This is a genomic window from Kiloniella laminariae DSM 19542, from assembly GCF_000374005.1.
GTDB classification, from domain to species: Bacteria; Pseudomonadota; Alphaproteobacteria; order Kiloniellales; family Kiloniellaceae; genus Kiloniella; species Kiloniella laminariae.
Genome location: NZ_KB893134.1, coordinates 557,987 through 580,289 on the forward strand (window position 1 = coordinate 557,987; position 22,303 = coordinate 580,289).

A 22,303-nucleotide genomic window follows, 5' to 3' on the forward strand; every position below is an offset into this window, starting at 1 on the left:
TATTCTAGTAAGATTGACGATTGATATTGTTCGTCGTACCTCTTGAACACAGGGAGGCACAGATGGCCGCATATCTATTACAAAGACTGATCCAGGCGATATTCGTTCTGCTCTTGGTGTCGCTGCTCATTTTTATGGGCGTATATGCCATTGGCGATCCGATCGAATTGCTTGTTTCTCCTGACTCTACTGTAGAAGACATCGAGCGAGCCCGTGCGGCTCTGGGGCTGGACCAGCCTATCTGGACGCAATACCGGATCTATCTGATCGGGTTGCTCCAGGGGGATCTTGGTGATTCTTTCGTCTATAACCAGCCTACAATCCAGCTGATCCTTCAGCGGTTGCCTGCGACTGTCGAGCTGGGGCTGGTTGCTTTCTTTTTTGCGCTGGTCATGGGGATTCCCCTTGGATTGATCGCAGGGTATTACGCTGACAAGTGGGCTGATCATGCGATTATGAACGGCTCTATTTTTGCCTTTTCCCTACCGAACTTCTGGCAGGGGCTGTTGTTCATTCTGTTTTTCTCGGTATGGCTGAACTGGCTGCCTGCGGGCGACAGGGGAGAAGTTGACCAGTTTCTGGGTGTCGGTAGCAGTCTGGCAACAGCAGATGGGTGGCGGCATATTTTTCTACCTGCCTTTAATCTGGCCCTTTTTAACGCCGCCTTGATTGTCCGTCTGACGCGTTCGTCAATTCAGGAAGTAATGTCGAGCGAATATATCCGCTATGCCCGGGCCAAGGGTTTGAGCAATCGCCGCATCCTGCTGCGGCATGCTTTTCGGAATATCCAGATTCCTCTGGTCACGGTTCTGGGGCTGGAATTGGGGAACCTTCTGGCATACGGCATCATTACAGAGACCGTTTTCGACTGGCCAGGCATGGGGCAACTGCTGATCAATTCTATCCGTCTGAATGATCGTCCGGTAATCGTCGGTTATCTGCTGGTCGTGGTTGCTATGTTTATCCTGATCAATGTGGTTGTGGATGTGCTCTACACCCTGCTGGATCCGCGGATAAAAATCAGCGGGAGCAAATCATGAGTCTTTCCAAAACCAGGAAAAGCCCTGTTGCCGGGGAGCAGGAAAAGGTTTCGTTCCTGAGCAGCCTGTTTGATCTGCTTCGGCGACAGAGTGTATTTTCCCTGCTGTGTCTTGTCATTTTCCTGCTGCTGATTCTGGCCGCGATATCCGCGCCGCTGATCACCCCGCAAAATCCCTATGACAATGCCCAGGTCGATTTCTTCGATGCAAATCTTGCCCCCGGTTCAATGTCAGGCGATGGACGGTTTGTTTATCTGCTAGGCAGTGATGCTCTCGGACGGGATCTCTATTCAGCGATTCTCTATGGGCTTAGAACCTCCCTGTCGATCAGCGGTATCGCGGCACTGCTGGCGCTTGCCATCGGTACCCTGGCGGGGTTGGCTGCAGCCTACTTCAGAGGAATGACAGATACGCTGATCATGCGGGCGGTTGATATCAAGCTTGGCTTTCCGACGATTCTGGTAGCAATGGTTATTATGTCGATCTTCGGTGCAGGCTATTTCAATCTGGTTATTGCCTTGGTTCTTGCGCAGTGGCCCTATTATGCACGCACAGCCCGATCCGTTGCTCTTGTGCAGATGGGGCAGGAGTACATAGAGGCGGCCAGGTGCCTTGAACTTCCGGTCCACCGTCTCATTCTTGTGCACCTCCTGCCGAATAGCCTGCCTCCCCTGCTTGTTGTTTTTACTCTGCAACTGGCCCATGCCGCGGCGATCGAGGCATCATTATCTTTCCTTGGGCTTGGAGTTTCGATCGAAGCACCGTCTTTGGGGCTATTGATCGCAAATGGATCCAAAGAGATTCTTTCCGGTCATGCCTGGCAACTGATCTATCCGGGACTGGCTCTGGTTTTACTGATCTTTACCGTCAACATTGTCGGGGATCGCCTGCGCCGTATCCTTAATCCGAAAGAAAGGGGCTAGGAACATGGCTGAACCGATTTTAGCTGTTTCCGGACTTTGTACCGAGGTGGTTTCTGACGAAAAGATTGCCCGTATCGTCAGGGATGTCAGCTTTGATCTTTACCCGGGAGAAATCCTCGGTGTTGTAGGGGAATCAGGCTGCGGCAAATCGATGATGGGTTTCGCGTTGCTGAACCTGCTTGATCCTCCCGCTCGTGTTGCCAGTGGATCTGTCTCCTTTGCTGGAAAAGATATCACCCGGCTGCCTGCTGAAGCTTTACGAACGATAAGGGGAAACCGTATCGCAATGATCTTTCAGGATCCCATGGTGTCATTGAATCCGGTACTGACAATCGGAGAGCAGATGATGGAGGCGGTTCTGGCCCATCAGAAAGTATCCCGTAGCGTAGCAAAAGCCAGAACTATCGAGGCGCTGGAGATGGTTGGTATCCCAAAACCAGCGGAGCGTCTTAAAGCCTATCCCCATGAGTTTTCCGGCGGTATGCGCCAGCGTGTGGTGATTGCGACGGCTTTTCTGAACAAGCCTGACATCATCATTGCGGATGAACCGACCACGGCACTTGATGTGACGATCCAGGCACAGATATTGGCCGAAGTACAGAAAATGGCGGCCCAGAACGGAACTGCTGTAATCTGGATCAGTCATGACATGTCTTTGCTCTCGGGGCTGGCAGACCGGGTAATGGTGATGTATGCCGGACAGATAGTTGAATCCGGATCAACCGCCTCGATTATCGAACAGCCAAATCATCCCTACACCCGGGCCCTGATGGGGGCCATTCCTGTGCCGGGACGTGAAAAGCTCGAGATATTGCGTGGGTTCCCTCCTAACCTTCTCGGTGAGTTTACCGGTTGTGCATTTGCACCCCGTTGCCCTTTGGCAAGGGATCACTGTGATCTTGAGCGACCAGAAGCGCGAGGACCCGAGCTGACCCATGCCCGTTGTCACTATCCGTTGCAAGAGGGGGCACATTCATGAGCACGACACTTCTTGAGCTTTGTGATGTATCACGGGTCTTTACCCGGAATGATGGCGCCTTCGACTCGCTGGCACGGCGGCTGGGGGTCGGACGGCCACTGGAAAATCTGGTGGCAGTTGATAACGTGTCGATGGTGGTGAACCGCGGCGAAACGGTTGGTATCGTCGGTGAGTCTGGTTGCGGCAAGTCGACCCTTGGCCGGGTTGCCGTGCAGCTTCTGGCCCCGTCATCCGGGAAAGTTCTGTTTGAAGGTAAAGATATAGCGACGCTACCTGTCGAAGAAGCGCGCCGTGCCAGGTTCAAATTACAGATGGTTTTCCAGAATCCCTATACCAGCCTGAACCCGCGAAGAAGAGTGGGGGAGACTGTCATTGAAGCCGCTGTCTCGCACGGACTTGTTGCCAAGGCAGATGCCCGAGATGCAGCAATCAAAGCAATGGGACGTGTCGGTCTGAAGCCTGATTTCATCGATCGTTTCCCGCATGCCTTGTCAGGTGGTCAGAGGCAGCGAGTCGGTATTGCCCGGGCACTGGCAGTTGATCCGGCCTGTGTTGTTTTTGATGAGGCGGTTGCGGCTCTGGATGTTTCCATCCAGGCACAGATCCTGGAGTTGTTGGTCGAGTTGCGACAAAACGCTTCCTTTGCATCTGTTTTCATCAGCCATGATCTCAATGTGGTGCGCTACATCGCTGACCGCGTTGTGATTCTCTATCTTGGCCGTGTGGTCGAAACTGCTTCTACAGCGACTTTGTTTGAAAAACCCCATCATCCCTATTCCCAGGCGTTGATGGCGGAAGCACCAGAGCTGAAAGCGCAAAAGAGAATTTTCACCCCAATTGTCGGGGAGCTGCCTTCGCCACTCTCTCCACCATCAGGCTGCCAGTTCCACCCCCGTTGTCCCCATGCCATGCCCCGTTGCAAGACAGAGCAACCGGCTCTGCGCCAATTGGGGGACGGACATTTTTCAGCCTGTCATCTCGACATGGGGCAAGCAGATGAGAAACACGCAAAATAAGATGAAGAACGGAAAGTCGTAAGGGATGCCTGGCTTGAGAAAGCCAATTGAAAAAAGTGCGGAGAAAAACCGCTCCGAGCATGAACCAGAAGGGAGCAAGACCATGATAACCAGAAAAAAATGTGTACTAGGAATGGCATTACTGGCGTTGCCAGGCTTGTTGTCATCAGCCTCAGCCGACACTCTTCGGCTTGCCTTGGCGGGTGAACACCAGTCCGTTGATCCGCATTTCTCGAGAACGTCGCCGAATCAAAATACAGCATCGAACATCTTTGAGACACTGGTGAGTGTCGATGAAAAAATGCAGATGGGTCCTTTGCTGGCGACATCCTGGGAAAATATCAATCCGACGACCTGGGAAATCGAGCTAAAGCAGGGTGTAACTTTCCATGATGGGAGCACGTTTGATGCAGCAGATGTGATCTCGTCAGTCGAAAGAATTCCAAATGTCGAGGATTCCCCTTCTTCCTTTATCAGCCTGGTATCCAGTATTGCCTCGATCGAAGCACTGAGTGATCACAAACTCAGGGTCACAACCAAGGCACCTGCCCCGGATTTCATGGAACAGATCGGTGGTGTTTATATTATTCCTTCCGAGCTGGGCGTGACCATCAAAAGTGCCGATTTTGACGCAGGCAAAGCTACCATTGGAACCGGCCCCTACAAGTTTGTTTCCTGGACGCCAAATGAAAGCCTGATACTGAAGGCGAATGAGCAATACTGGGGGGAAGTCCCGGGTTATTCGGACGTGGTAATTCGCTATATTCCGAATGCTGCTTCACGTGTTGCGACGTTGATGGCGGGTGATGTTGATGCAATTGATCAGGTGCCACCCTCGGATGTTGCTGTGGTCAAGGCCCGTGACGGGCTGGAGATCAGCAGTTCGATTTCGGGAAGGATGATCTATCTGCATCTGGATTCTGACCGGGATAAGACGCCTTTCATCAAGGGGATGGACGGGGCAGAAATCAGCAACCCGTTGCGAGACAAGCGCGTACGGAAAGCCCTGTCCTTGCTAATCGATCGAAACCGGATCGTTGAACATATCATGGATGGTCGGGCTGTACCGACAGGTCAAATGGTTCCGGAGAGCTTTATCGGTTACAACCCGGAGATCCCGACACCTGCCTATGATGTGGATGGGGCAAAAGCCCTGTTGGCTGAAGCTGGGTATCCGGATGGTTTTTCGCTGACCATCCACGGACCGAATGATCGTTACGTAAATGACGCCAAGGTTATTCAGGCACTTTCCCAGCTTTTTGCGCGTGGTGGGTTGAAAAGCTCTGTCGAGGCTATGCCGAAGAGCATTTATTTCAAGTCGGCATCGAAAAGAGAATTCAGCGTGTTTCTTGTCGGTTTTGGAACCACTTCCGGCAATTCAAGCCGTGGATTGGAACAGGTTCTTTCCAGCTATAACAAGGAAGCGGGGATTGGCACATTCAACCGTGGGCGTTTTTCGAACCCCGCTTTTGATGATGTGATGGCCCGGGCAACCGCAACTTTTGATGATGATGAGAAAGAGCAGCTGCTCAAAGAAGCCGCAACGATTGGGTTTGTTGAAGAGCAGGGAGTTCTCCCGCTCTACTTTGAAGAGCTGATCTGGGCCCATTCGAACAGAGTTGCGTATAAAAGCGGCCCCGTAGAACGGACTCTCGCAGCCGACTTCAGTCCGGTTCGCTGATCAGGGGATCTCCGCGACCCTGTCAGTGGGAGCATAGAGACGGGGACCACTTTGGCCCCCGTTCCTCCTGATAAAACTCTGTTCATCGGATATCCGATTTTTCAACTGGTTAATTTTACAGAAGGCTGTGTCGTGAGAAACCTTACTGCTGAGGCATTGTGATCCATGGAGCGTGATTCTTGTCCCCCGCATGCGATGCCATACGAATTCACCAGAATGGTGACAATGCGCGACGGTATCACTCTGGCAACAGATGTTTATCTGCCAGAGGAAAATTATTGCGGGCCAATCCTGATCGAACGGACCCCCTATAACCGCAGAGGTGTTTCCGGATCGGAAATTTGTCTGGAGAGCGGAGTTTCCCTGACACGTGTGGAATTGGCGCGGTGGTTTTGTGCCCGGGGATATGGTGTGGTGATGCAGGACGTCAGGGGACGTCATGGCTCGGAAGGAATCTTTTCCAAATATATAAATGAAGCCGATGATGGCTTTGATAGCTATGCCTGGATTGTTGAACAGCCCTGGTGTGATGGACGGATCTGTTCGATGGGGCTGTCTTATGGTGGACATACCCAGTTGGCAGCCGCCTGCGCCACTGCGCCGGGGCTTTCAGCGATGTTCCTCGATACAGGCGGGTTGTTGGATGCCTATGAACACTCGGTTCGTTACGGTGGGGCATTTGAATTAAAGCAGCTTACATGGGCGTTCAAACACGCTCGTCAACATGCTCTTGATCAAGGGGATGGGGAAGCTGTTACCTATCTTGAATCACTGGATTTAGCCGAGGAAGTACTGAAGGCGGATTGGCAGAGAGGGAAGTCCCCACTGGCTGTTGTACCAGAATACGAGGCCTATCTGCTTGATCTTTGGGAACAGGAAACGGCTCGACCTGAATGGTTGGGTGCCGCGACCTGTGCCGACCGTTGGATTGACCGGATTCCTGATGTTCCCGTGTTTTTGCTTGGCAGTTGGAATGACCCCTATGCCCAGTCAATGAATATCCTTTTCAAGGAAATGAGTCAGAGGTTTTCCTGCCCGGTCCAACTGTTGATGGGGCCCTGGCTTCATGGGCGGCGAAACCAAAGTCATGCTGGAGCAGCTGATTTCGGAGCAACGGCCTTGTTGAATAATCTGACAGGTAGAAGTTTTCCCGAGTTGCGTCTTGCCTGGTTTGATTTTGCTCTTGGAAAAACCGGACGCCCCTGGCAAAGCGAAAATGTCTATTTTGAAATGGGGGGGGGAGACTGGTCCAGAAGGCACAGTGGGCATCTGGATGTGTCAGGCCGCTGGCTTTCAAGCCCTACAGCTCTGACGGCACCGGAAGAACGGGTGTTTTATCCTGATGAAAAGGGTGTCTTGAAAACCCCTGTCGATCTTTCAATCACAGAGGTATCCTCCAGAGCATATTCTCTGACTGTGAGACCGGATAATCCCTTTCGATCCATTGGGGGGGCAATTACCTCTGGAGCGCCGATCATGGAAGGAGGCATGTTTCTCTATTCTGGAAAGGCTGATCCTGACTCGCCTTTCAATCGGCAGGATATTCTTGTGTTTGAAACGGCGCCACTAACCGAAGATCTTGTGATATCCGGTACAGCCTTTCTTGACTGTCAGGCTTGTTCCGATGCTCTGGATTTCGATCTGGCTGTCTTCCTTTTTGAAAAAAGAGATCTGGGGGAAAGCGGAGATTTTTCAGCGGTAAACATTACTGACGGCATTCAGCGGGCGCGCTTTGCGGATTCAGCAAGGAAAGGTCTTGCTTTGTCACCGGGTGAAAAGATCAATCTCCAGGTCAGGTTGATGACAACGGCTTATCGCCTGAAAAAGGGCTCCAAATTGTTACTGCTTCTTACAGGTGCAAATTTCCCGCGGTTTGATGTAAATACCGGTACCGGGCGGAGTATGCCAGCAGAAACAGGGGACTGGAAATCGGAAATAGGGACCACTCTTGCTGATATAAAGCTGAAAATTGAGACCAAGGAGGGAGTCCCCCTGTTCCATTTGTGAAAACAGGGCTGAAATGGTTATTGCTTGGTTTTTCTGTTTTATAGCGTCAGGCATATGGCTGTGCTGCCTTAAAAATTGCTGCTGGACTGGTAAGACATAGAATTTACCGACACAGAATTTACAGGTACTGGAATATTTCGATATTCATGATTAATAAACCACAAGGTCTTGTGCTATAGTTTGCTGAACAAGGAAGAATGAGGAGGGTCAGTAATGGTGTTTTCCTGTGATTTCAATACCGCTCTTTTCCAGAGTGATAGCGGTTCAGGAACTGAAACAACAGGCAATTTTCTGGGAACAGCAGGCGGCGCCGTCAAGGATGTTCTCGCTGACAAGGGGGGAGACATTCACACCATAGGTCCGGATCATACGGTCCAGGAAGTGGTTGAAATGCTCAATTCTTTCAAAATTGGCGCGCTGGTTGTCGCGGATGCGGAAAACCGCCCGATAGGCATTGTATCTGAACGTGATGTGGTCAAGGGAATTGGCGACGAAGGTGTCGCGTTGTTCCAGAAAAAAGCCAGTACTATTATGACGGCAGACCCGAGCTGTTGTAGCCCGGATGCCCGGATTCATGAGGTCATGCAGAAGATGACAGACGGGCGTTTTCGACATATGCCCGTGGTTGTGGACGGCAAACTCTGCGGGATGATCTCTATCGGGGATGTTGTCAGGAAGCGCTTGCAGGAGCTGGAGTACGAAAACCAGCAAATGATGGCTTTTATGGCAGGTTAACGATACCGATCTTTAATACGACTGCGCTGGGATTTCGTGGTCCCAGCGCAGAAGTGTGAAAGGTATTACCTGATCAAGTCAGATGACGTGATCAGGGTATGTTCCGGGTGTGAACCCAGATCAGGCCGCCTTCTTCAACTGGTGCCTGGGTTCCGTCGGGAGCAGGAAGGGTTTTTCCTGTATCAAGCAGGGCTGCAAAAACCCACCAGCCCGCTTTGGGCATGGCATAGTGAAAAACACCGTTTGCATCTGCCCGGAGCGTCTGGGTAATAAACGGGGTTGCCGGGGTTTTAACTTTCCCCTCTCCACGGTATTCGATCTCAATGATCGCATTCCCTTCGGGAGTTCCGTTTTTCATCACCTGTCCCGAGAAAATATTTCCGGTCCAGAGACCATAGGGGCGGCTCAGGGGCATGATCTCGACAGGGAGTCCGACTGGCGTTTCCCACCCGTTTTCCAGACCATAGGCATTCACGATCACCTTGGTGTGGTGGATGATCATGGTTTTCTCTTCTGCTTCCCAATAGGGGGTGGGGCTGGCGTAAAAAGTATAGTCTCCTGCCCGGCGAATACTGTAATCGGCAGTATAGCTTTGGGCTTTCCCTGGGTTTAAGGCCATGGGCAGGGTTTCGGCGACCAGCTGCCCGGTCAGATCCTGTTTTCCATCAACTGTTTGTACACCAAAGCGCTCGAGACGCTCGATATTCATCAAGGGACCGCCTTCCATGGGGTGGGTAAAGCGGATGTCAAAGGACAGCTGGCTTTCCCCGCTTTTGGTAACGAGGGCAGTTGATGGTACCAGTTCCAGAAAATGGGCGCTGGCTGGGGAAATGCTTCCCAAAAAACCTGCAAGTAACAGGATGGAGTGTCGTGGAAAAAACATGGTTCGCGCTCTGTCAAAAAGATTAATTAGAACGACAGGAACGCACTTTACCGGCGTCCCTGCCAAACGACAGGCACGCCACACGACGGAAGGTCCGCCCCAATGAAAGACCCCGTTCATCGGACTGGTGACGTTATGGCGGCAGGTTTCCTGACTGACAGTTTGACGGAACCGTTGGATAACCGAGATTCTGGTATCCGTGAGAACCAGCTGACTGAACACAGTTGCGGGGGCAGCTACGGCTGAAAGTCCCCTGATGGGCAGACTCCTCCGTATTCCCTTTTAATCACCGGGCTGAATTTATGCCCGGTCAACCGACACGGGCGCAGTTTGCTGGGGTAAAGGCCGGGGGTCAAGCGGATTTACCAAGTCCGGCTCTGGGCAGAGCGAGATGTGGTGTTGTATTCGGCTTCTATAGAATACCGCGTGTTGTTTTGCTGTCGGCGAGCAGGGCACGGGTCTGTATGGAGGCAAGATCTCTCGCCCAGGAATCTTTGGCGTTGGGAAAAAGACTGTAGAAACCGATATAGCCAGCATAGTCGATCACTGCATAATTTCTGGCGGCTTCGGGTGTCAGGTCGGAAGCGCGTTCATACATACTTGCCATGAGATCCAGGCGTATATTGTCGACCTTTTCTACAGAGCCGCGAACTGCTGGATCGGATTGGGCCCAGGTCCGCATAGCGATGTCAGCGGCAAAATCTTTCTCGAAGGCCAGGGTAAAGAGCATCTCATATTGCGCTTCGGGATCTTCCACGTCTTTCACAGCTTCGAAGAGATCGCTGGTATAGTCTTTTTCCCAAAAGGCGAGAAGGGACAGCTTGAATGCTTCCAGATCTTTGAAGTGGTGATAAAAACTTCCTTTTGTCAGCTTCATTTCCTTGCAGAGACGTGCAATGGTCAAGGCCCAGGGGCCTTCCTGTGCAAGGAGGGTCAAAGCTGTTGCAAGCCAGCTCAGGCTGCTGGCGGAGGGGAGAGCGGGTGTCATTTATCGAGGTCACTATTCTGAAAAAAAAGCATACCGGGTAGTATGGTTATTTTTGATAATTTTCCAAGAACTCCTTGTTGAAGCTTGCCACTTTTTTCCTGTCCGCATAGACTGCGCCGCATGCATGGTTCCCCAAGGGTGAAGCCGCCCGGGGATTAAAAGGGAACACGGAGGAGTCTGCCCATCAGGGGACTCTAAGCTGTGGCTGCCCCCGCAACTGTAAACGGTGAGCTCTCGTCAGCGACGACCACTGGCCATAGGCCGGGAAGGTTTGATGATTGAGCATTGACCCGCGAGCCAGGAGACCTGCCAGCATAACGTCACGAAACCGAAGGGCGGGGAGCACCATCGGGACGGACATCCGTTTGTGGCGTGCCTTTGAGCCGAGTTGTCGAAACAGAATCTTCCGGAAGGATCCGGTGGTTCTGTGGATGGCGGGATGTCTTTCGTGGCCACCCTTCATCCTGCGACTCAATCAGGAACGTTGCCGCCAGCCTACACAGAGCTGCTGGGGGCTAAAGGGTATGAAACGAGATGAACAAGGTTTTCTTTGCCGGACTTCTGCTTGCCGGAACGACTATTCTAACGTCTGCTGCGCAGGCACACTTCCAACTGCTTTTTACCCCTGAGACTATGCTGGAAAAAGGCGGTGCGGTTACTCTGAAAATGCCCTTTACTCATCCGGCGGATTCCGGACATGTGATGGAAATGGGAAATCCGCTTGAATTTTACTCGATCCACAAGGGTAAAAAGACGGATCTGCTTGGCGATCTGAAGGAAATCACCTGGACCAGTAGTGAAAACACGGGAAAAGCCTTTGAGGCAGAACTCAAGCTCCGCGGACTTGGTGACAGTGTGTTTATTTTGGTGCCGTCCCCCTATTATGAAGCCAGCGAAGATGTCTATATCCAGCAACTGACAAAGTCCTATATCAATGTTGGAGATCTTCCGACTGACTGGGACGGTGAACAGGGCCTGAAAACGGAAATCCGCCCGCTTGGTAAGCCTTATAACGTTATCGCGGGCGGAACTTTTTCCGGTGTTGTTCTGTCCGAGGGCAAGCCAGTACCTTTTGCTGAAATTGAGATTGAATACATGAACTTTCCGGCGGAGCCGGAGAGAAACCGTTTCTCTGAAACTGCTCTGATTTCATCACCAGCTCATGCACTGCGTGCTGATGCTTCCGGAACCTTTACCTTTGGTGTGCCCAAAGCAGGGTTCTGGGGCTTTGCTGCGTTAGGTGCGGGACCGGACAAGGAATATGAAGGTAAAGAGCTGTCACAGGATGCGGTGATCTGGATCCAGGCCCGGGATATTGACTAGAAAGAGAGTGCGCTATGCATATTGTTGATGGTGCCCTTTCAAATCCTGTGCTGATTGGAGGCGGTCTTTTGGCTGCCTCCGGCGTTGCTTACAGCCTTAAGAAACTTGAACCGGAAGACTTGCCACGTGTTGGGGTTCTCTCTGCCGTATTTTTTGTGGCGTCGCTGATTCACGTCCCCCTTGGTTTTTCTTCCGTTCATTTGATCCTGAACGGCTTGCTCGGGATTATTCTGGGTTGGGCTGCGTTCCCGGCTCTGGCTGTAGCCCTTTTGCTTCAGGCAGTGTTTTTCGGTTTTGGCGGACTTACGGTTCTTGGGGTGAACGCGGTGAACATCGCTTTCCCCGCCGTGTTGGTATATTACCTCTGCCGCTGGGGGCTTTCAGCTGAAAAGCACTTACTTGCAAAGCGGGTTGCCGATGGTCTTTTTGGTGTGTTTTTCCTGCTCACGATCTGGGCGGGTTTCGCACTTTACCAGCTATACCAGATTGAAGGGGGCAGCTGGAGTGTAACGGTTAACAGCGTTTCTCTGATCCTGTTTGCTGTTGTGATGGCCTATGGGTATTTCCTCTATCGGCGTGGAACCTTGTCCGTGGCAGGCTTCTGGGGGTTCCTTGGTGGTTCCTTGTCGATTTTCCTGACGGCAGTCATGGTGGCGATCTCTCTTGCCCTGTCGGGGGAAGAGTTTGGTAAAGCAGCCGAATTTGTCATTGTTGCCCATTTTCCTGTCATGGCTGTTGAGGGGCTTTTGACAGCCGCAACAATTCAATTGATCACCAAAGTCAAACCGGAGCTGTTACATGCCGTTCGATAAAACAAAGTTGCCTGGTTTGTGCCTTGCCCTTCTTCTGGGGGTAACCACTGCCACTTCCGCCTGGGCGCACAAGATTATTTCTGCTGCCTACCCTGATGGTGACAAGATCGAGGGTGAAATCGGCTTTTCAAACGGGGATATGGCTGGAGATGTTCTGGTCGTTGTCAGCGATGCTGATGGCAACAAGCTGGGAGAGACAACTACAGACGAAGATGGTTTTTTCACCTTTATTGCCACCGCAAGAGTAGATCATCATTTTCGGGCTGACCTGAGCGCCGGGCATATTGCGAGTTTTGTTGTCACTGCGGATGAACTCCCCGAGACACTGAATGGGGCCGATGGGACAGCGAAGCAAGTTGCTGTCGCGGACGCCGGTGATTCTGCGGCTGCAGGTATGGCTCCGACATCCCCTGCTGTTGCATCGGGAACGATCATGGATGAGGAACTGCTCAAAAGTGTTGTTGGCAAGGAAGTGAGCAAGTTGCGCAAGGAACTCGCGCTTTTTAAAGAAGAACGCCGCTTTCAGGACATCCTGGGGGGGATCGGGTATATCCTCGGCATCTTCGGTATTGCATCTTTTCTGCTCGGTCGGCGCAAGCCTGTGAAGGATCAATAAAATGACGCAGGTACTCGGGGAAGTTTCCAGATCCTGGACACTGGACAAGAAACAACAGACGCAGGAGGCCTTCCTTCAGAGTCTTGATCCCCGGGTGCGTCTGCTTGTCTGTGTTCTCTTCTCCTGTGTGGTTTCTGCTTTACACGATATGACGGCGCTGACTCTTGCTCTTGGAATTGGTCTCGGATTATCGCTCTTTGCCCGACTGCCGATCTGGACAACCGTGCGCAAAGTTGTGGTGGTTGATTCTTTTATTCTGGTGCTGGTATTGACGCTGCCCTTTACCATGCCGGGAGAAGTGATTTTTTCTTTCTGGGGCTGGGAAGCAAGCAGGGAAGGGGTGTTCAGGGCAGCAGAAGTCGGCCTGAAAGCAAATGCCATTCTTTTTTCCCTGATGGCCCTGATCGGGATCATGGAGCCCTCGGTACTGGGGCATGCGCTTTATCGTTTAAAGGTTCCGATCAAGCTGGTTCACCTTTTTCTTTTCACGGTGCGCTACATCGATGTGTTCTACAAGGAATACAAAACCATGCGTATGGCGATGAAAGCCAGGGGTTTTGTCCCCCGTACGGATCTGCATACCTTGCGCTCCATCGGATATCTTGTCGGGATGATGCTGGTGCGGAGCCTGGAGCGCTCGGACAGGATCATGGAGGCCATGAAATGCCGGGGATTCGATGGTCGCTTCTATATTCTTGATACAATGAAATCAGGTCAGCGTGATCGGGTATTTGCAGCTGTGGCAGCTGTGGCACTATTAGGGCTTCTGGCCGTGGGATATCTTTAATGTCGTTGCCTCTGATCACATTACGGGATTTGCATTTTTCCTATGCGGGGGGACTGGAGGTTCTCAAGGGGGTGGACTTTGCGTTGCACCCTGGAGAAAGAGTTGCACTGACAGGCAGCAATGGTGCAGGGAAAAGCACCCTGCTGCGGTTGATTAACGGGTTGGAAAAACCGGATCAGGGGCAGATTGAAGCCTTTGGAGCTTTGCGCCAGCAGGAGAAGGATTTTCGAGAGGTGCGTATCCGGGCCGGGCTGGTGTTCCAGGACCCGGACGATCAGTTGTTCTGCCCTACTGTGGCGGAAGACCTTGCCTTCGGTCCTCTGAATCTTGGCAAGTCGCATCAGGAAGTAATGGAGATTGTTGGCCGGACCCTTTCGTTGCTGCATCTGGAAGATCTGGCCCACCGGATCACCCATAAACTCTCTGGCGGACAGAAGCGCCTGGTTGCTCTGGCAACGGTGATGGCTCTGGAGCCGGATGTTCTGCTGCTTGATGAGCCAACCAATGATCTTGATCGGGGAACCAAGCAACGCCTGATTACGATTTTGACTGAATTGCCTTTGGCCATGATTATTGTGTCGCACAACCATCATTTCCTGAACCGGGTGGCAACCCGGCAGGTGGAGCTTTCCGAAGGCCGGCTTTTTGAGGCGACCGGGGAAGAGGTTCTTGCCCGGGAAGGCTGAGTTTCAAAACCGCCTTTTTTCTGCCTCTCAAGTGCCTTTTTGTCTTGCGATCTTTCTGGGTGAAAGGGTCGGAATCTTCTCTTTATTCCTTGATGGCATAGAAAGTTGAAGTGTTATGTAAAACACGAGGGCAACCGAAGTTTGATCTGGCTTAATAGTTCCAGATAAAAATATTCAATGGGCTCAATGTTCTAATTAACTTTTAACTTATTATGGCCTAGGATAAGGAAAGCTTCCCGGAGACCTACCTGTAAGTAGAGAAAGGCAGTCCGTTGTCTGCGGCGTCCTCAATTTTTCGTACCCTGTTAAAAGTTCCACAAGCATTTGTTTCCATTCTGATATTGTCGTTGTTTTCGAGCCTGTCCTTGGCCCAGGAGACACCAATTTTCCGGATTGGTACGGGGGCGACGGTTGGGAACTACTTTCCGATTGGTGGTATAATTGCCAATTCCATCAGTAAACCGATCGGGTCGAGGGACTGTGACAAGGGCGGCAACTGCGGTGTTCGTGGACTCCTGTCCAACAGCGTGGCAACCGAGGGTTCTGTCGCCAATATAAACGGGATTGCGGATGGGTTGCTTGAAGGCGGGTTTGCACAGGCTGATGTTGTCTACTGGGCTTTGAAGGGCGAGCATATCTTTCGGACCCGGGGCGCTGTTGGCAATATCCGAAGTATTGCCAATCTTTATCCTGAGGCCATGCATCTGGTTATCAGTAATACCAGCGGTATTCGATCAATCGAAGATCTCCATGACAGGAAGGTTTCCCTTGGGCCTGTCGGATCCGGATCAAATGCCGGTGCCCAGTTGCTGCTGGAAACCAGGGGGGTCCGGATTGCAAAAGAGAACCTTTCATATCTGAACGATAGTGAAGCTTACGAAGCAATGCTCCAGGGTGATATTGATGCCTTTTTTACCATCGCGGGAATTCCTGCCCGGCTGGTCAAGGCGCTGGCCGATCAAAGTCGTATTACCCTCTTGGCTTTGAGCGAGGTGGACCTTGATGTGCTGCAGGAGATTTACCCATTCTTTTCAGCAGGAGTCATCGAGGTCGGCACCTATCGCAATGTTCCCAACACTCCTGCTTTGCTGGTTCCGGCACAGTTTCTGGTGCGGGAAGACCTGGATGAGGAACTGGTCTACGGCATTACCAAAGCGCTGTGGCATGAGAGCACTCAGAAAAAACTTAGATCTGGTCATGAGCTGGGGCATATGATTATGATCGAAAAAGCCCTCGATGGCCTGATAATGCCTTTGCATCCCGGGGCCGAACGTTTTTATCGCGAAATCGGGATGATTGCGGATCAAAGTGTCGCAGAAGAAGAAACAGACGCATTGGAAGGAGAGGCAGAGGTGCTGAAGGTGCAAGATGACGCGCCAGCGGCAGAGGTTCCTCCTGCAGAATAATACTTCTGAATATCATCATTCTTACTGGCCGCTGGCGGTCTTTCCTTTGAGAGTACAGCTGTTAGTCTGTAGTCCTCAGTCTTGGCGATCACCAAGACCGAGATGACCTTTTGTCACGTCTATCCGGGTGCATTTTCCTATTCACGGAGAACCATCTGACATAAACTGGCTTTGTTTTTTATAATGTTTTTATCTATCCCGCTATTTATCCCTCACCAGACAGACCGAGAAGGTTCGTAATGAGTTTCCAGCTGATCGATAGTTCTGACAAGCAGACTGTATCTCTTTATTTTATCAACAAAGCCGCTCTTGAAGGTAAGCTCGCGGAAAAGGGACAGGTGGGTTCCTGGCTTGGCGCGTGCAAATTTTCTGCAGAAGAAGGATCTTTCTGCCTTGTGCCTAACGCTGCAGGGCAGATCGAGTGTGTTTTTATCGGCCTTGGGGATGAGGAAAATCCCGGTATCTGGACACTCGCGGGGTTGAGTGAAAGCCTGCCAGCCGGGTCATACAAAATTGCAGATGAACTCGCTTCGGAACAGGCCAGCGCTATCGCGTTGGGCTGGGCATTGGGAAGCTATCGTTTCACTCGTTACAAGGAAAATACCCGTGAGCAGGCCACGCTGGTCTGGCCGGAAAGGGCGGATCGTACAGTAGTATTATCCCTTGCAGCTGGCGCACAACTCACCCGGGATCTGATCAACACACCAAGTAACGACATGGGGCCAGAGGAACTGGCAACGGCAGCTTCGCAGCTGGCGGGTGAATACGAAGCCGGGTGTAATGTCATTGTCGGTGAGGATCTCCTGAGCGCCAATTATCCGGCCATTTATACCGTCGGTATGGCTTCGGATCGGGCACCAAGACTGATTGATCTGCGCTGGGGCGACAAGGGCCCCAAGATTACACTGGTTGGCAAAGGGGTCTGTTTTGATACCGGTGGGCTGGATCTGAAACCTGCCGCGGGCATGCTGTTGATGAAAAAGGATATGGGAGGGGCAGCCCATGTTCTGGGACTGGCGGCTGCAATCATGCAGAGCAACCTGCCCTGCCAGCTGCGGGTCCTTATACCTGCTGTGGAAAATTCCGTGTCAGGAAACGCCTTCCGTCCTTCAGACGTGATCAAGACACGCAAGGGTTTGACAGTGGAAATTGGCAATACTGATGCAGAGGGACGTCTGGTTCTCTGCGACGCACTTGCCGAAGCAGATCGTACCAAACCTGATCTTATTCTGGATTTTGCCACCTTGACCGGGGCTGCCCGGGTTGCGCTTGGCACTGATCTTGGTGCGATGTTCTGTAATGATGATGATCTGGCAGAGAAGCTCCGCAGACATTCTGTAGAGCAGGGCGATGAAGTCTGGCGCCTGCCTCTACATAAGCCCTATCGTAAATTGCTCGACAGCAAAATTGCTGATCTGAACAATGTCTCAGGTGGGCCCTATGCGGGGGCAATCACCGCGGCGCTCTATCTCTCAGAGTTTGTTGAGAAAGAAACTCCCTGGGCGCATTTTGATATCATGGCCTATAATATGTCTGCCCGACCTGGCCGACCTGAAGGTGGGGAGGCCATTGGTTTGAGAGCTGTTTATGCCATGATCAAAGAGATGGTCAGCTAGACCCCTGATATTTCTGCAGCTCTGGATTGTCGACAGAGATTGGGAAAATTCTCTTATCTTGTGATAGTCTCAATCTGGATGTGGTTATTGAAATGCCAAAACTAAAAATGGAGTATGGCAATGTTTGAAAAGATCCTGTGTGCCGTTGATGGTTCCGCCCATAGCATGCGCGCTGTTGAAAAAGCAGCCGCTCTGGCTGTCAAGTTCGAGGGTGAAATCATTTTCCTGACTGTCGCCAAGGCCGTAAAAATGAACGAAGGCCTGCGTCGTTTCATGGAAGTTGAGCATATCTCCGGCCAGGATGCCCAATATGTTCTTGATTCCTTCAGTCAGGAAGTGCTGGCAGAGGCCAAGGGAATTGCGAAAAAAGCAGGGGTCAAGAAAATCAAAACCGAAGTGAAAATCGGTCAGCCTGCGCGCTCCATTGTTGAGTATGCTGATGGCAACAAAGTTGATGTCATCGTCATGGGAAGTCGTGGCCATGGGGATCTGGAAGCCCTGTTGCTTGGTTCTGTTTCTCATAAAGTGGCGAGCCTGAGCAAGGTAACCTGCGTTACTGTTCGCTAAACCAAAGTTTGACTTGAGCTGTCCTCTGGTTTCGTTCTAGAATCATTACGAATGCGAAACATTCGGAGCGAACAATGGATATTGCGGCCAAGCAAGCGCTTGAATTATGGCGGGGTGTGATGGTTCTGGCTCTGCAGAGAGACTTGCCAGACCTCACCTCACGTCAGTTTACCTTGTTGCTGCACGTCTATCTGAAGGATCAGGCCCATACGGTTCGGGGGCTGGCTGAAGAGTTGAACATGTCCAAACCTGCGGTAACCCGGGCACTTGATCGCTTGGGCGGTCTGGATTTTGTCCGTCGTAAAACTGATGACAGGGATCGTCGCTCCATTCTGGTGCAGCGCACGGTTAAAGGATCTGTTTTTCTGAGAGAGTTTGGCGACATGGTGGAGATCTATGCCGCCGAGGTTTCAGGCTAGATCCGAATGCTGCGCTGCCGAGATTTGATGATCCGGTTGGCGGAAGAACCTCAATAACCGCGTTTCATATCCACACTGTTTAGCAGTTTCTCGCCCTTTTTATGCCTTTTGATCCCCTCGGCAATAATCCGTGATCCCGAAACCGGTTGGGTGAAACTGGCGGCATGGGGTGTGACGGTTATTTTGGGGTGGTTCCAGAAAGGATGGTCCTGATCGAGCGGCTCATGGCGGTAGACATCGAGGGTAGCCTCGGATAACTGGCCATCGTCAAGTGCAGCAACCAGATCTTCCTCGACCATATGCTTGCCACGGGCCGCATTGATGATGCTGGCCCCTTTGGGAAGCTGGTTGAACAGCTCACGGTTGAGAATATTGGTGGTCTCTTCGGTCAGCGGCAGGAGGCAGACAAGGATTTCTGTGTTTTTAAGAAACGCGGGAAGCTGCTCTTTTCCTGCGAAAGTCTTGATCCCCGGACGTTCCCGCCTGCTCCGGCTCCAGCCGGAAACATCAAAACCCAAATAGCTCAGCTTTTCAGCTGCATCTGATCCAAGCACACCCATACCCATTATACCAACCCGGCGATCCCAGGCGGCCGGGGGAATATGAGGCAGCCATTCTTTCTTTGCCTGCTGTTGTTGATAGACCCGCATGCCCTTGTGGTGATTAAGCACATTCATCACCACATACTCGGTCATGCCCGAGGTCAGAGCCGGATCAACCATACGAATGACGGGGATCTGGAGGGGGAGTTCAGGGTCGGAGGCAAGATGGTCTATTCCAGCGCCGATGGAAAAGATCACCTTGAGATTGGGCAGAGTTTTAAGTAATCCCGCTGGTGGCTGCCAGACCAGGGCATATTCGATATCTTCCGGGTTACCGATCTCGGGCAGGAGCCGCAGGTCCAGGTCAGGTATCTCGCGTTCGAGATGCTCTCGCCAGGAGGTGATACGATCCAGATCGGAAATGAAAAGCAATGCCATTAGTTCAGCCTGAACAGGAAGAAGACCAAATCAGTTTAGGGGATCAGACAGAGATCATGCAACTGTAACAGGGGTTTATTTTAAAGATGAATTCTGGTTGTCTTGCGAGATGTTAACTGCTTACAGCCTCAAGATGAACGGTTTTCAGGTCAAAGGCTGCCTTGATCAGTGCCTGGGTATAGGGCGTTTGCGGATGGTCAAATATCTGCTGTGCGGTACCGATTTCGACAGCTTGCCCATCGCGCATGACAATAACATCATCAGCCAGGGTACGAACGACCTTGAGGTCGTGGCTGATAAACAGATAGGTCAGGTTGTGGGTTTTCTGCAAGGCCCGGAGCAGGTCGACAATCTGGGCCTGAACTGACATATCGAGCGCGGATGTTGGTTCGTCCAGTACCAGAAAGCTGGGCTTGAGCACCATGGCCCGGGCAATGGCGATGCGCTGTCGTTGCCCACCGGAGAACTCATGAGGGTAGCGATGGCGGCTTTCGGGGTCGAGACCAACTTCGCGCAGTGCCTCGATAATCATCACTTCCCGGTTGCTTTTGTTCCCGCCGAGTCCGTGAACCTTGAGCCCTTCTTCAATAATCTGTCCAACAGAGAGGCGAGGGCTGAGAGAACCATAGGGGTCCTGAAAGACAATCTGCATTTCCTGGCGGAGCGCGCGGAGTCTGCCGCCGCTGATACCGTTGATAGTCTTGCCGTTGAACCTGATGTCACCCCGGCTGGAGATCAGACGCAACAGGGCGAGACCAAGAGTTGTTTTTCCCGAGCCGGACTCCCCGACAATTCCGATGGTGTGTCCCTGCCTGATTTTCAAAGAGATCCCGTCGACGGCTTTGATATGGTCTACGGTACGGCGAAGTACGCCGCGTTTTATCGGGAAATAGACCCGGATATTCTCACAAGCCATAATTTCTGGTGCATCTGGATCAGCAGAGGAAGGGTTCCCCTTTGGCTCTGCGGCAAGCAGATGTTTGGTATAGGGATGCTGGGCCTGGGTGAAAATGGTTTCCGGATCGCCCTTTTCGACAATCTGCCCCTTGGTCATGACACAGACATAGTCCGCCATCTTGCGGACAATGCCCAGATCGTGGGTGATCAGCAGGATCGACATACCGAGTTTTTTCTGCAGGTCTTTGAGCAGATCCAGAATCTGGGCCTGAATGGTGACGTCGAGGGCCGTTGTCGGTTCGTCCGCTATCAGAAGATCGGGCTCGTTTGCCAGTGCCATGGCAATCATCACCCGCTGGCGCTGTCCACCCGAGAGTTCGTGGGGGTAAGAGCGAAGTCGCTTTTCGGGAGCTTTGATCCCCACTAGGGTTAAAAGCTCGAGAGTCCGCTTGCGGGCTGCTTTGGCGTCCAGTCCCTTGTGGAGCAGCAGCACTTCGTTGATCTGTTTCTCTACCGTATGTAGAGGATTGAGCGATGTCATGGGTTCCTGAAAGATGATCGAGATCTTGTTGCCGCGGATATCGCGCAAGACCTTCTCATCAGCACCGATCAGTTCGGTTCCACGAAACTTGACCGAGCTGCCCTGGGGGTGATGTGCCAGGGGATAGGGCAGGAGTTGGAGGATGGAAAGTGCGCTCACTGACTTACCCGAACCGGATTCTCCCACCAGAGCGACAGTCTGTCCTTCCTTTATCTGATAGGTAATGCCTGCTACCGCATCGACGGTTCCACCTTCACCACGAAACTGGGTGGAAAGGCTGGTGATATCCAGCAGCGGTGTTTCTTCCTGTGCCGAGTGATCGACCAAGACTGTCATGATCGACCTCCATCAAAGAGTTTTCGGGGATCAAAGGCATCGCGTACCGCCTCGCCAATGAAGACCAGCAGGCTGAGCATGACCGCCAGAGAAATAAAGGCTGTTGCGCCCAGCCAGGGCGCCTGAAGGTTCGCTTTGCCCTGGGCAAGCAGCTCACCCAGGGAGGCGGAGCCAACAGGGAGTCCAAGCCCGAGAAAATCCAGAGACGTCAGGGCGGTGATGGAAGCCGTGAGGGTAAAGGGCAGGAAGGTCAGGGTTGCGACCATGGCATTTGGCAGCACATGGCGATACATGATCACAAAATCACTGACACCAAGAGCTTTGGCAGAGCGGATATAATCAAAATTGCGCACCTTGAGAAACTCGGCCCGCACCACACCAACAAAGCCGATCCAGCTGAAGAGCATCAGGATGCCCAGAAGAGTCCAGAAACTGGGAACCAGTACAGAGCTGACGATAATCAGGATGTAAAGTGTCGGTAGTCCACCCCAGATTTCAATAAACCGCTGGGCAATCAGATCCAGCTTGCCACCAAAATAGCCCTGTATTGCTCCGGCTGTAACACCAACAACGGCACTGATTGCAGTTAAGAGCAGGCCAAAAATAATTGATACCCTCATCCCGTAGATCAGGCGGGCAACCACATCTCTGGCCTGGTCATCTGTCCCGAGCCAGTGATCAAGATCCGGGGGTGTTGGAGCAGGGGCAGGCAGATCATAGGCAACAGTCTGGTAATTGTAGCGGATAGGAGGCCAGACCATCCAGCCTCTGTCTGTTATCAATTTGTCAACAAAGGGATCTCGGTAGTTAGCTTCGGTTTTAAACTCTCCGCCAAAGGTGGTTTCCGGCAGGGCCTGGACGATCGGAAAATAGGGTTTGTTATCGTAAACAATGAGAATTGGCTTGTCGTTGGCGAGAATTTCAGCGAGCAGGCTCAGGCCGAACAGGAGAATAAAGATCCAGAAGGACCAGTAACCCCGGCGGTTTTTTGTAAAGTTCTTCAGCCGTTTTTTGCCCATGGGGCCGGTTTCCATGCCGAGGAAGGTTGTGTGGTCGGATAGCATC

At 52.1% G+C, this 22,303-nt stretch carries 21 protein-coding genes and 2 riboswitches; of the genes, 16 read left to right on the forward strand and 5 right to left on the reverse strand.

Features of this window, described 5'->3' with window-relative positions; translation table 11 throughout:
* The first annotated feature begins 62 nt into the window (after positions 1-62).
* The 7 genes from B152_RS0102695 to B152_RS0102725 all read left to right on the forward strand — a co-directional run bounded on the left by B152_RS0102695 (position 63) and on the right by B152_RS0102725 (position 8,381).
* Positions 63-1,040 carry an ABC transporter permease gene (locus tag B152_RS0102695; protein WP_020590839.1) on the forward strand — a complete coding sequence of 326 codons (978 nt, stop codon included), beginning with the start codon at positions 63-65 and terminating at the stop codon, positions 1,038-1,040.
* Entirely contained in the window at positions 1,037-1,963 is a 927-nt protein-coding gene (locus tag B152_RS0102700) for an ABC transporter permease (protein ID WP_020590840.1), read from the forward strand. The genes B152_RS0102695 and B152_RS0102700 overlap by 4 nt, the downstream gene beginning before the upstream one ends.
* A 4-nt stretch (positions 1,964-1,967) precedes the next feature.
* Positions 1,968-2,942: an ABC transporter ATP-binding protein gene (locus B152_RS0102705; protein WP_020590841.1), complete on the forward strand. Its 975-nt coding sequence runs from the start codon at positions 1,968-1,970 to the stop codon at positions 2,940-2,942.
* Positions 2,939-3,958: an ABC transporter ATP-binding protein gene (locus B152_RS0102710; protein ID WP_020590842.1), complete on the forward strand. Its 1,020-nt coding sequence runs from the start codon at positions 2,939-2,941 to the stop codon at positions 3,956-3,958. The genes B152_RS0102705 and B152_RS0102710 overlap by 4 nt, the downstream gene beginning before the upstream one ends.
* Positions 3,959-4,061: 103 nt before the next feature.
* A complete protein-coding gene (locus B152_RS0102715) occupies positions 4,062-5,639 on the forward strand; it encodes an ABC transporter substrate-binding protein (RefSeq protein WP_026261224.1) in 1,578 nt (525 codons plus the stop codon).
* Between the two features lie 165 nt (positions 5,640-5,804).
* Entirely contained in the window at positions 5,805-7,646 is a 1,842-nt protein-coding gene (locus B152_RS22250) for a CocE/NonD family hydrolase (protein ID WP_083921778.1), read from the forward strand.
* A gap of 213 nt (positions 7,647-7,859) precedes the next feature.
* Complete coding sequence (locus tag B152_RS0102725; protein WP_020590845.1) at positions 7,860-8,381, forward strand: CBS domain-containing protein; 522 nt, start codon at positions 7,860-7,862, stop codon at positions 8,379-8,381.
* A gap of 91 nt (positions 8,382-8,472) precedes the next feature.
* Here B152_RS0102725 and B152_RS0102730 read toward each other — a convergent pair whose 3' ends face one another.
* Positions 8,473-9,264 (reverse strand): DUF4198 domain-containing protein, encoded by a 792-nt coding sequence (locus B152_RS0102730; protein WP_020590846.1) that lies wholly within the window; start codon positions 9,262-9,264, stop codon positions 8,473-8,475.
* Between the two features lie 123 nt (positions 9,265-9,387).
* Positions 9,388-9,598: riboswitch (cobalamin riboswitch) on the reverse strand.
* A 78-nt stretch (positions 9,599-9,676) separates the two neighbouring features.
* On the reverse strand, positions 9,677-10,252 hold the full coding sequence (locus tag B152_RS24910) for a TetR/AcrR family transcriptional regulator (RefSeq protein WP_020590848.1): 576 nt from the start codon (positions 10,250-10,252) through the stop codon (positions 9,677-9,679).
* A 107-nt stretch (positions 10,253-10,359) separates the two neighbouring features.
* A riboswitch (cobalamin riboswitch) is annotated at positions 10,360-10,580 on the forward strand.
* A gap of 206 nt (positions 10,581-10,786) precedes the next feature.
* On the opposite strand from B152_RS24910, the gene B152_RS0102745 reads away from it, so the two are divergent.
* The 9 genes from B152_RS0102745 to B152_RS0102785 all read left to right on the forward strand — a co-directional run bounded on the left by B152_RS0102745 (position 10,787) and on the right by B152_RS0102785 (position 18,484).
* Positions 10,787-11,575: a DUF4198 domain-containing protein gene (locus B152_RS0102745; protein WP_020590849.1), complete on the forward strand. Its 789-nt coding sequence runs from the start codon at positions 10,787-10,789 to the stop codon at positions 11,573-11,575.
* Positions 11,576-11,589: 14 nt separating this feature from the next.
* Positions 11,590-12,387: a cobalt transporter CbiM gene (gene cbiM, locus B152_RS0102750; RefSeq protein ID WP_020590850.1), complete on the forward strand. Its 798-nt coding sequence runs from the start codon at positions 11,590-11,592 to the stop codon at positions 12,385-12,387.
* Positions 12,374-13,003 (forward strand): hypothetical protein, encoded by a 630-nt coding sequence (locus tag B152_RS0102755; protein ID WP_020590851.1) that lies wholly within the window; start codon positions 12,374-12,376, stop codon positions 13,001-13,003. Before cbiM ends, B152_RS0102755 begins: the two co-directional genes overlap by 14 nt.
* A 1-nt stretch (position 13,004) precedes the next feature.
* Positions 13,005-13,790 (forward strand): cobalt ECF transporter T component CbiQ, encoded by a 786-nt coding sequence (cbiQ, locus tag B152_RS0102760; protein WP_020590852.1) that lies wholly within the window; start codon positions 13,005-13,007, stop codon positions 13,788-13,790.
* Positions 13,790-14,476 carry an energy-coupling factor ABC transporter ATP-binding protein gene (locus B152_RS0102765; RefSeq protein ID WP_020590853.1) on the forward strand — a complete coding sequence of 229 codons (687 nt, stop codon included), beginning with the start codon at positions 13,790-13,792 and terminating at the stop codon, positions 14,474-14,476. Before cbiQ ends, B152_RS0102765 begins: the two co-directional genes overlap by 1 nt.
* 272 nt (positions 14,477-14,748) lie before the next feature.
* Positions 14,749-15,882, forward strand: coding sequence for a TAXI family TRAP transporter solute-binding subunit (locus B152_RS22260; protein WP_020590854.1), 1,134 nt, complete (start codon positions 14,749-14,751; stop codon positions 15,880-15,882).
* A gap of 239 nt (positions 15,883-16,121) precedes the next feature.
* Positions 16,122-17,498 (forward strand): leucyl aminopeptidase family protein, encoded by a 1,377-nt coding sequence (locus tag B152_RS0102775; protein WP_020590855.1) that lies wholly within the window; start codon positions 16,122-16,124, stop codon positions 17,496-17,498.
* Positions 17,499-17,618: 120 nt separating this feature from the next.
* On the forward strand, positions 17,619-18,065 hold the full coding sequence (locus tag B152_RS0102780; RefSeq protein ID WP_020590856.1) for a universal stress protein: 447 nt from the start codon (positions 17,619-17,621) through the stop codon (positions 18,063-18,065).
* Positions 18,066-18,139: 74 nt separating this feature from the next.
* Positions 18,140-18,484: a MarR family transcriptional regulator gene (locus tag B152_RS0102785; protein ID WP_020590857.1), complete on the forward strand. Its 345-nt coding sequence runs from the start codon at positions 18,140-18,142 to the stop codon at positions 18,482-18,484.
* 50 nt (positions 18,485-18,534) lie between these two features.
* Here the strand turns inward: B152_RS0102785 and B152_RS0102790 are convergent, their stop codons facing one another.
* From B152_RS0102790 to B152_RS0102800, 3 genes are all read right to left on the reverse strand, one after another.
* Positions 18,535-19,464 carry a 2-hydroxyacid dehydrogenase gene (locus tag B152_RS0102790; RefSeq protein WP_020590858.1) on the reverse strand — a complete coding sequence of 310 codons (930 nt, stop codon included), beginning with the start codon at positions 19,462-19,464 and terminating at the stop codon, positions 18,535-18,537.
* 112 nt (positions 19,465-19,576) lie between these two features.
* Positions 19,577-21,238: an ABC transporter ATP-binding protein gene (locus B152_RS0102795; protein ID WP_020590859.1), complete on the reverse strand. Its 1,662-nt coding sequence runs from the start codon at positions 21,236-21,238 to the stop codon at positions 19,577-19,579.
* The gene (locus B152_RS0102800; protein ID WP_020590860.1) at positions 21,235-22,302 is read right to left on the reverse strand and encodes an ABC transporter permease; all 1,068 of its coding nucleotides are present in this window, start codon (positions 22,300-22,302) and stop codon (positions 21,235-21,237) included. The genes B152_RS0102795 and B152_RS0102800 overlap by 4 nt, the downstream gene beginning before the upstream one ends.
* Position 22,303: the final 1 nt, after the last annotated feature.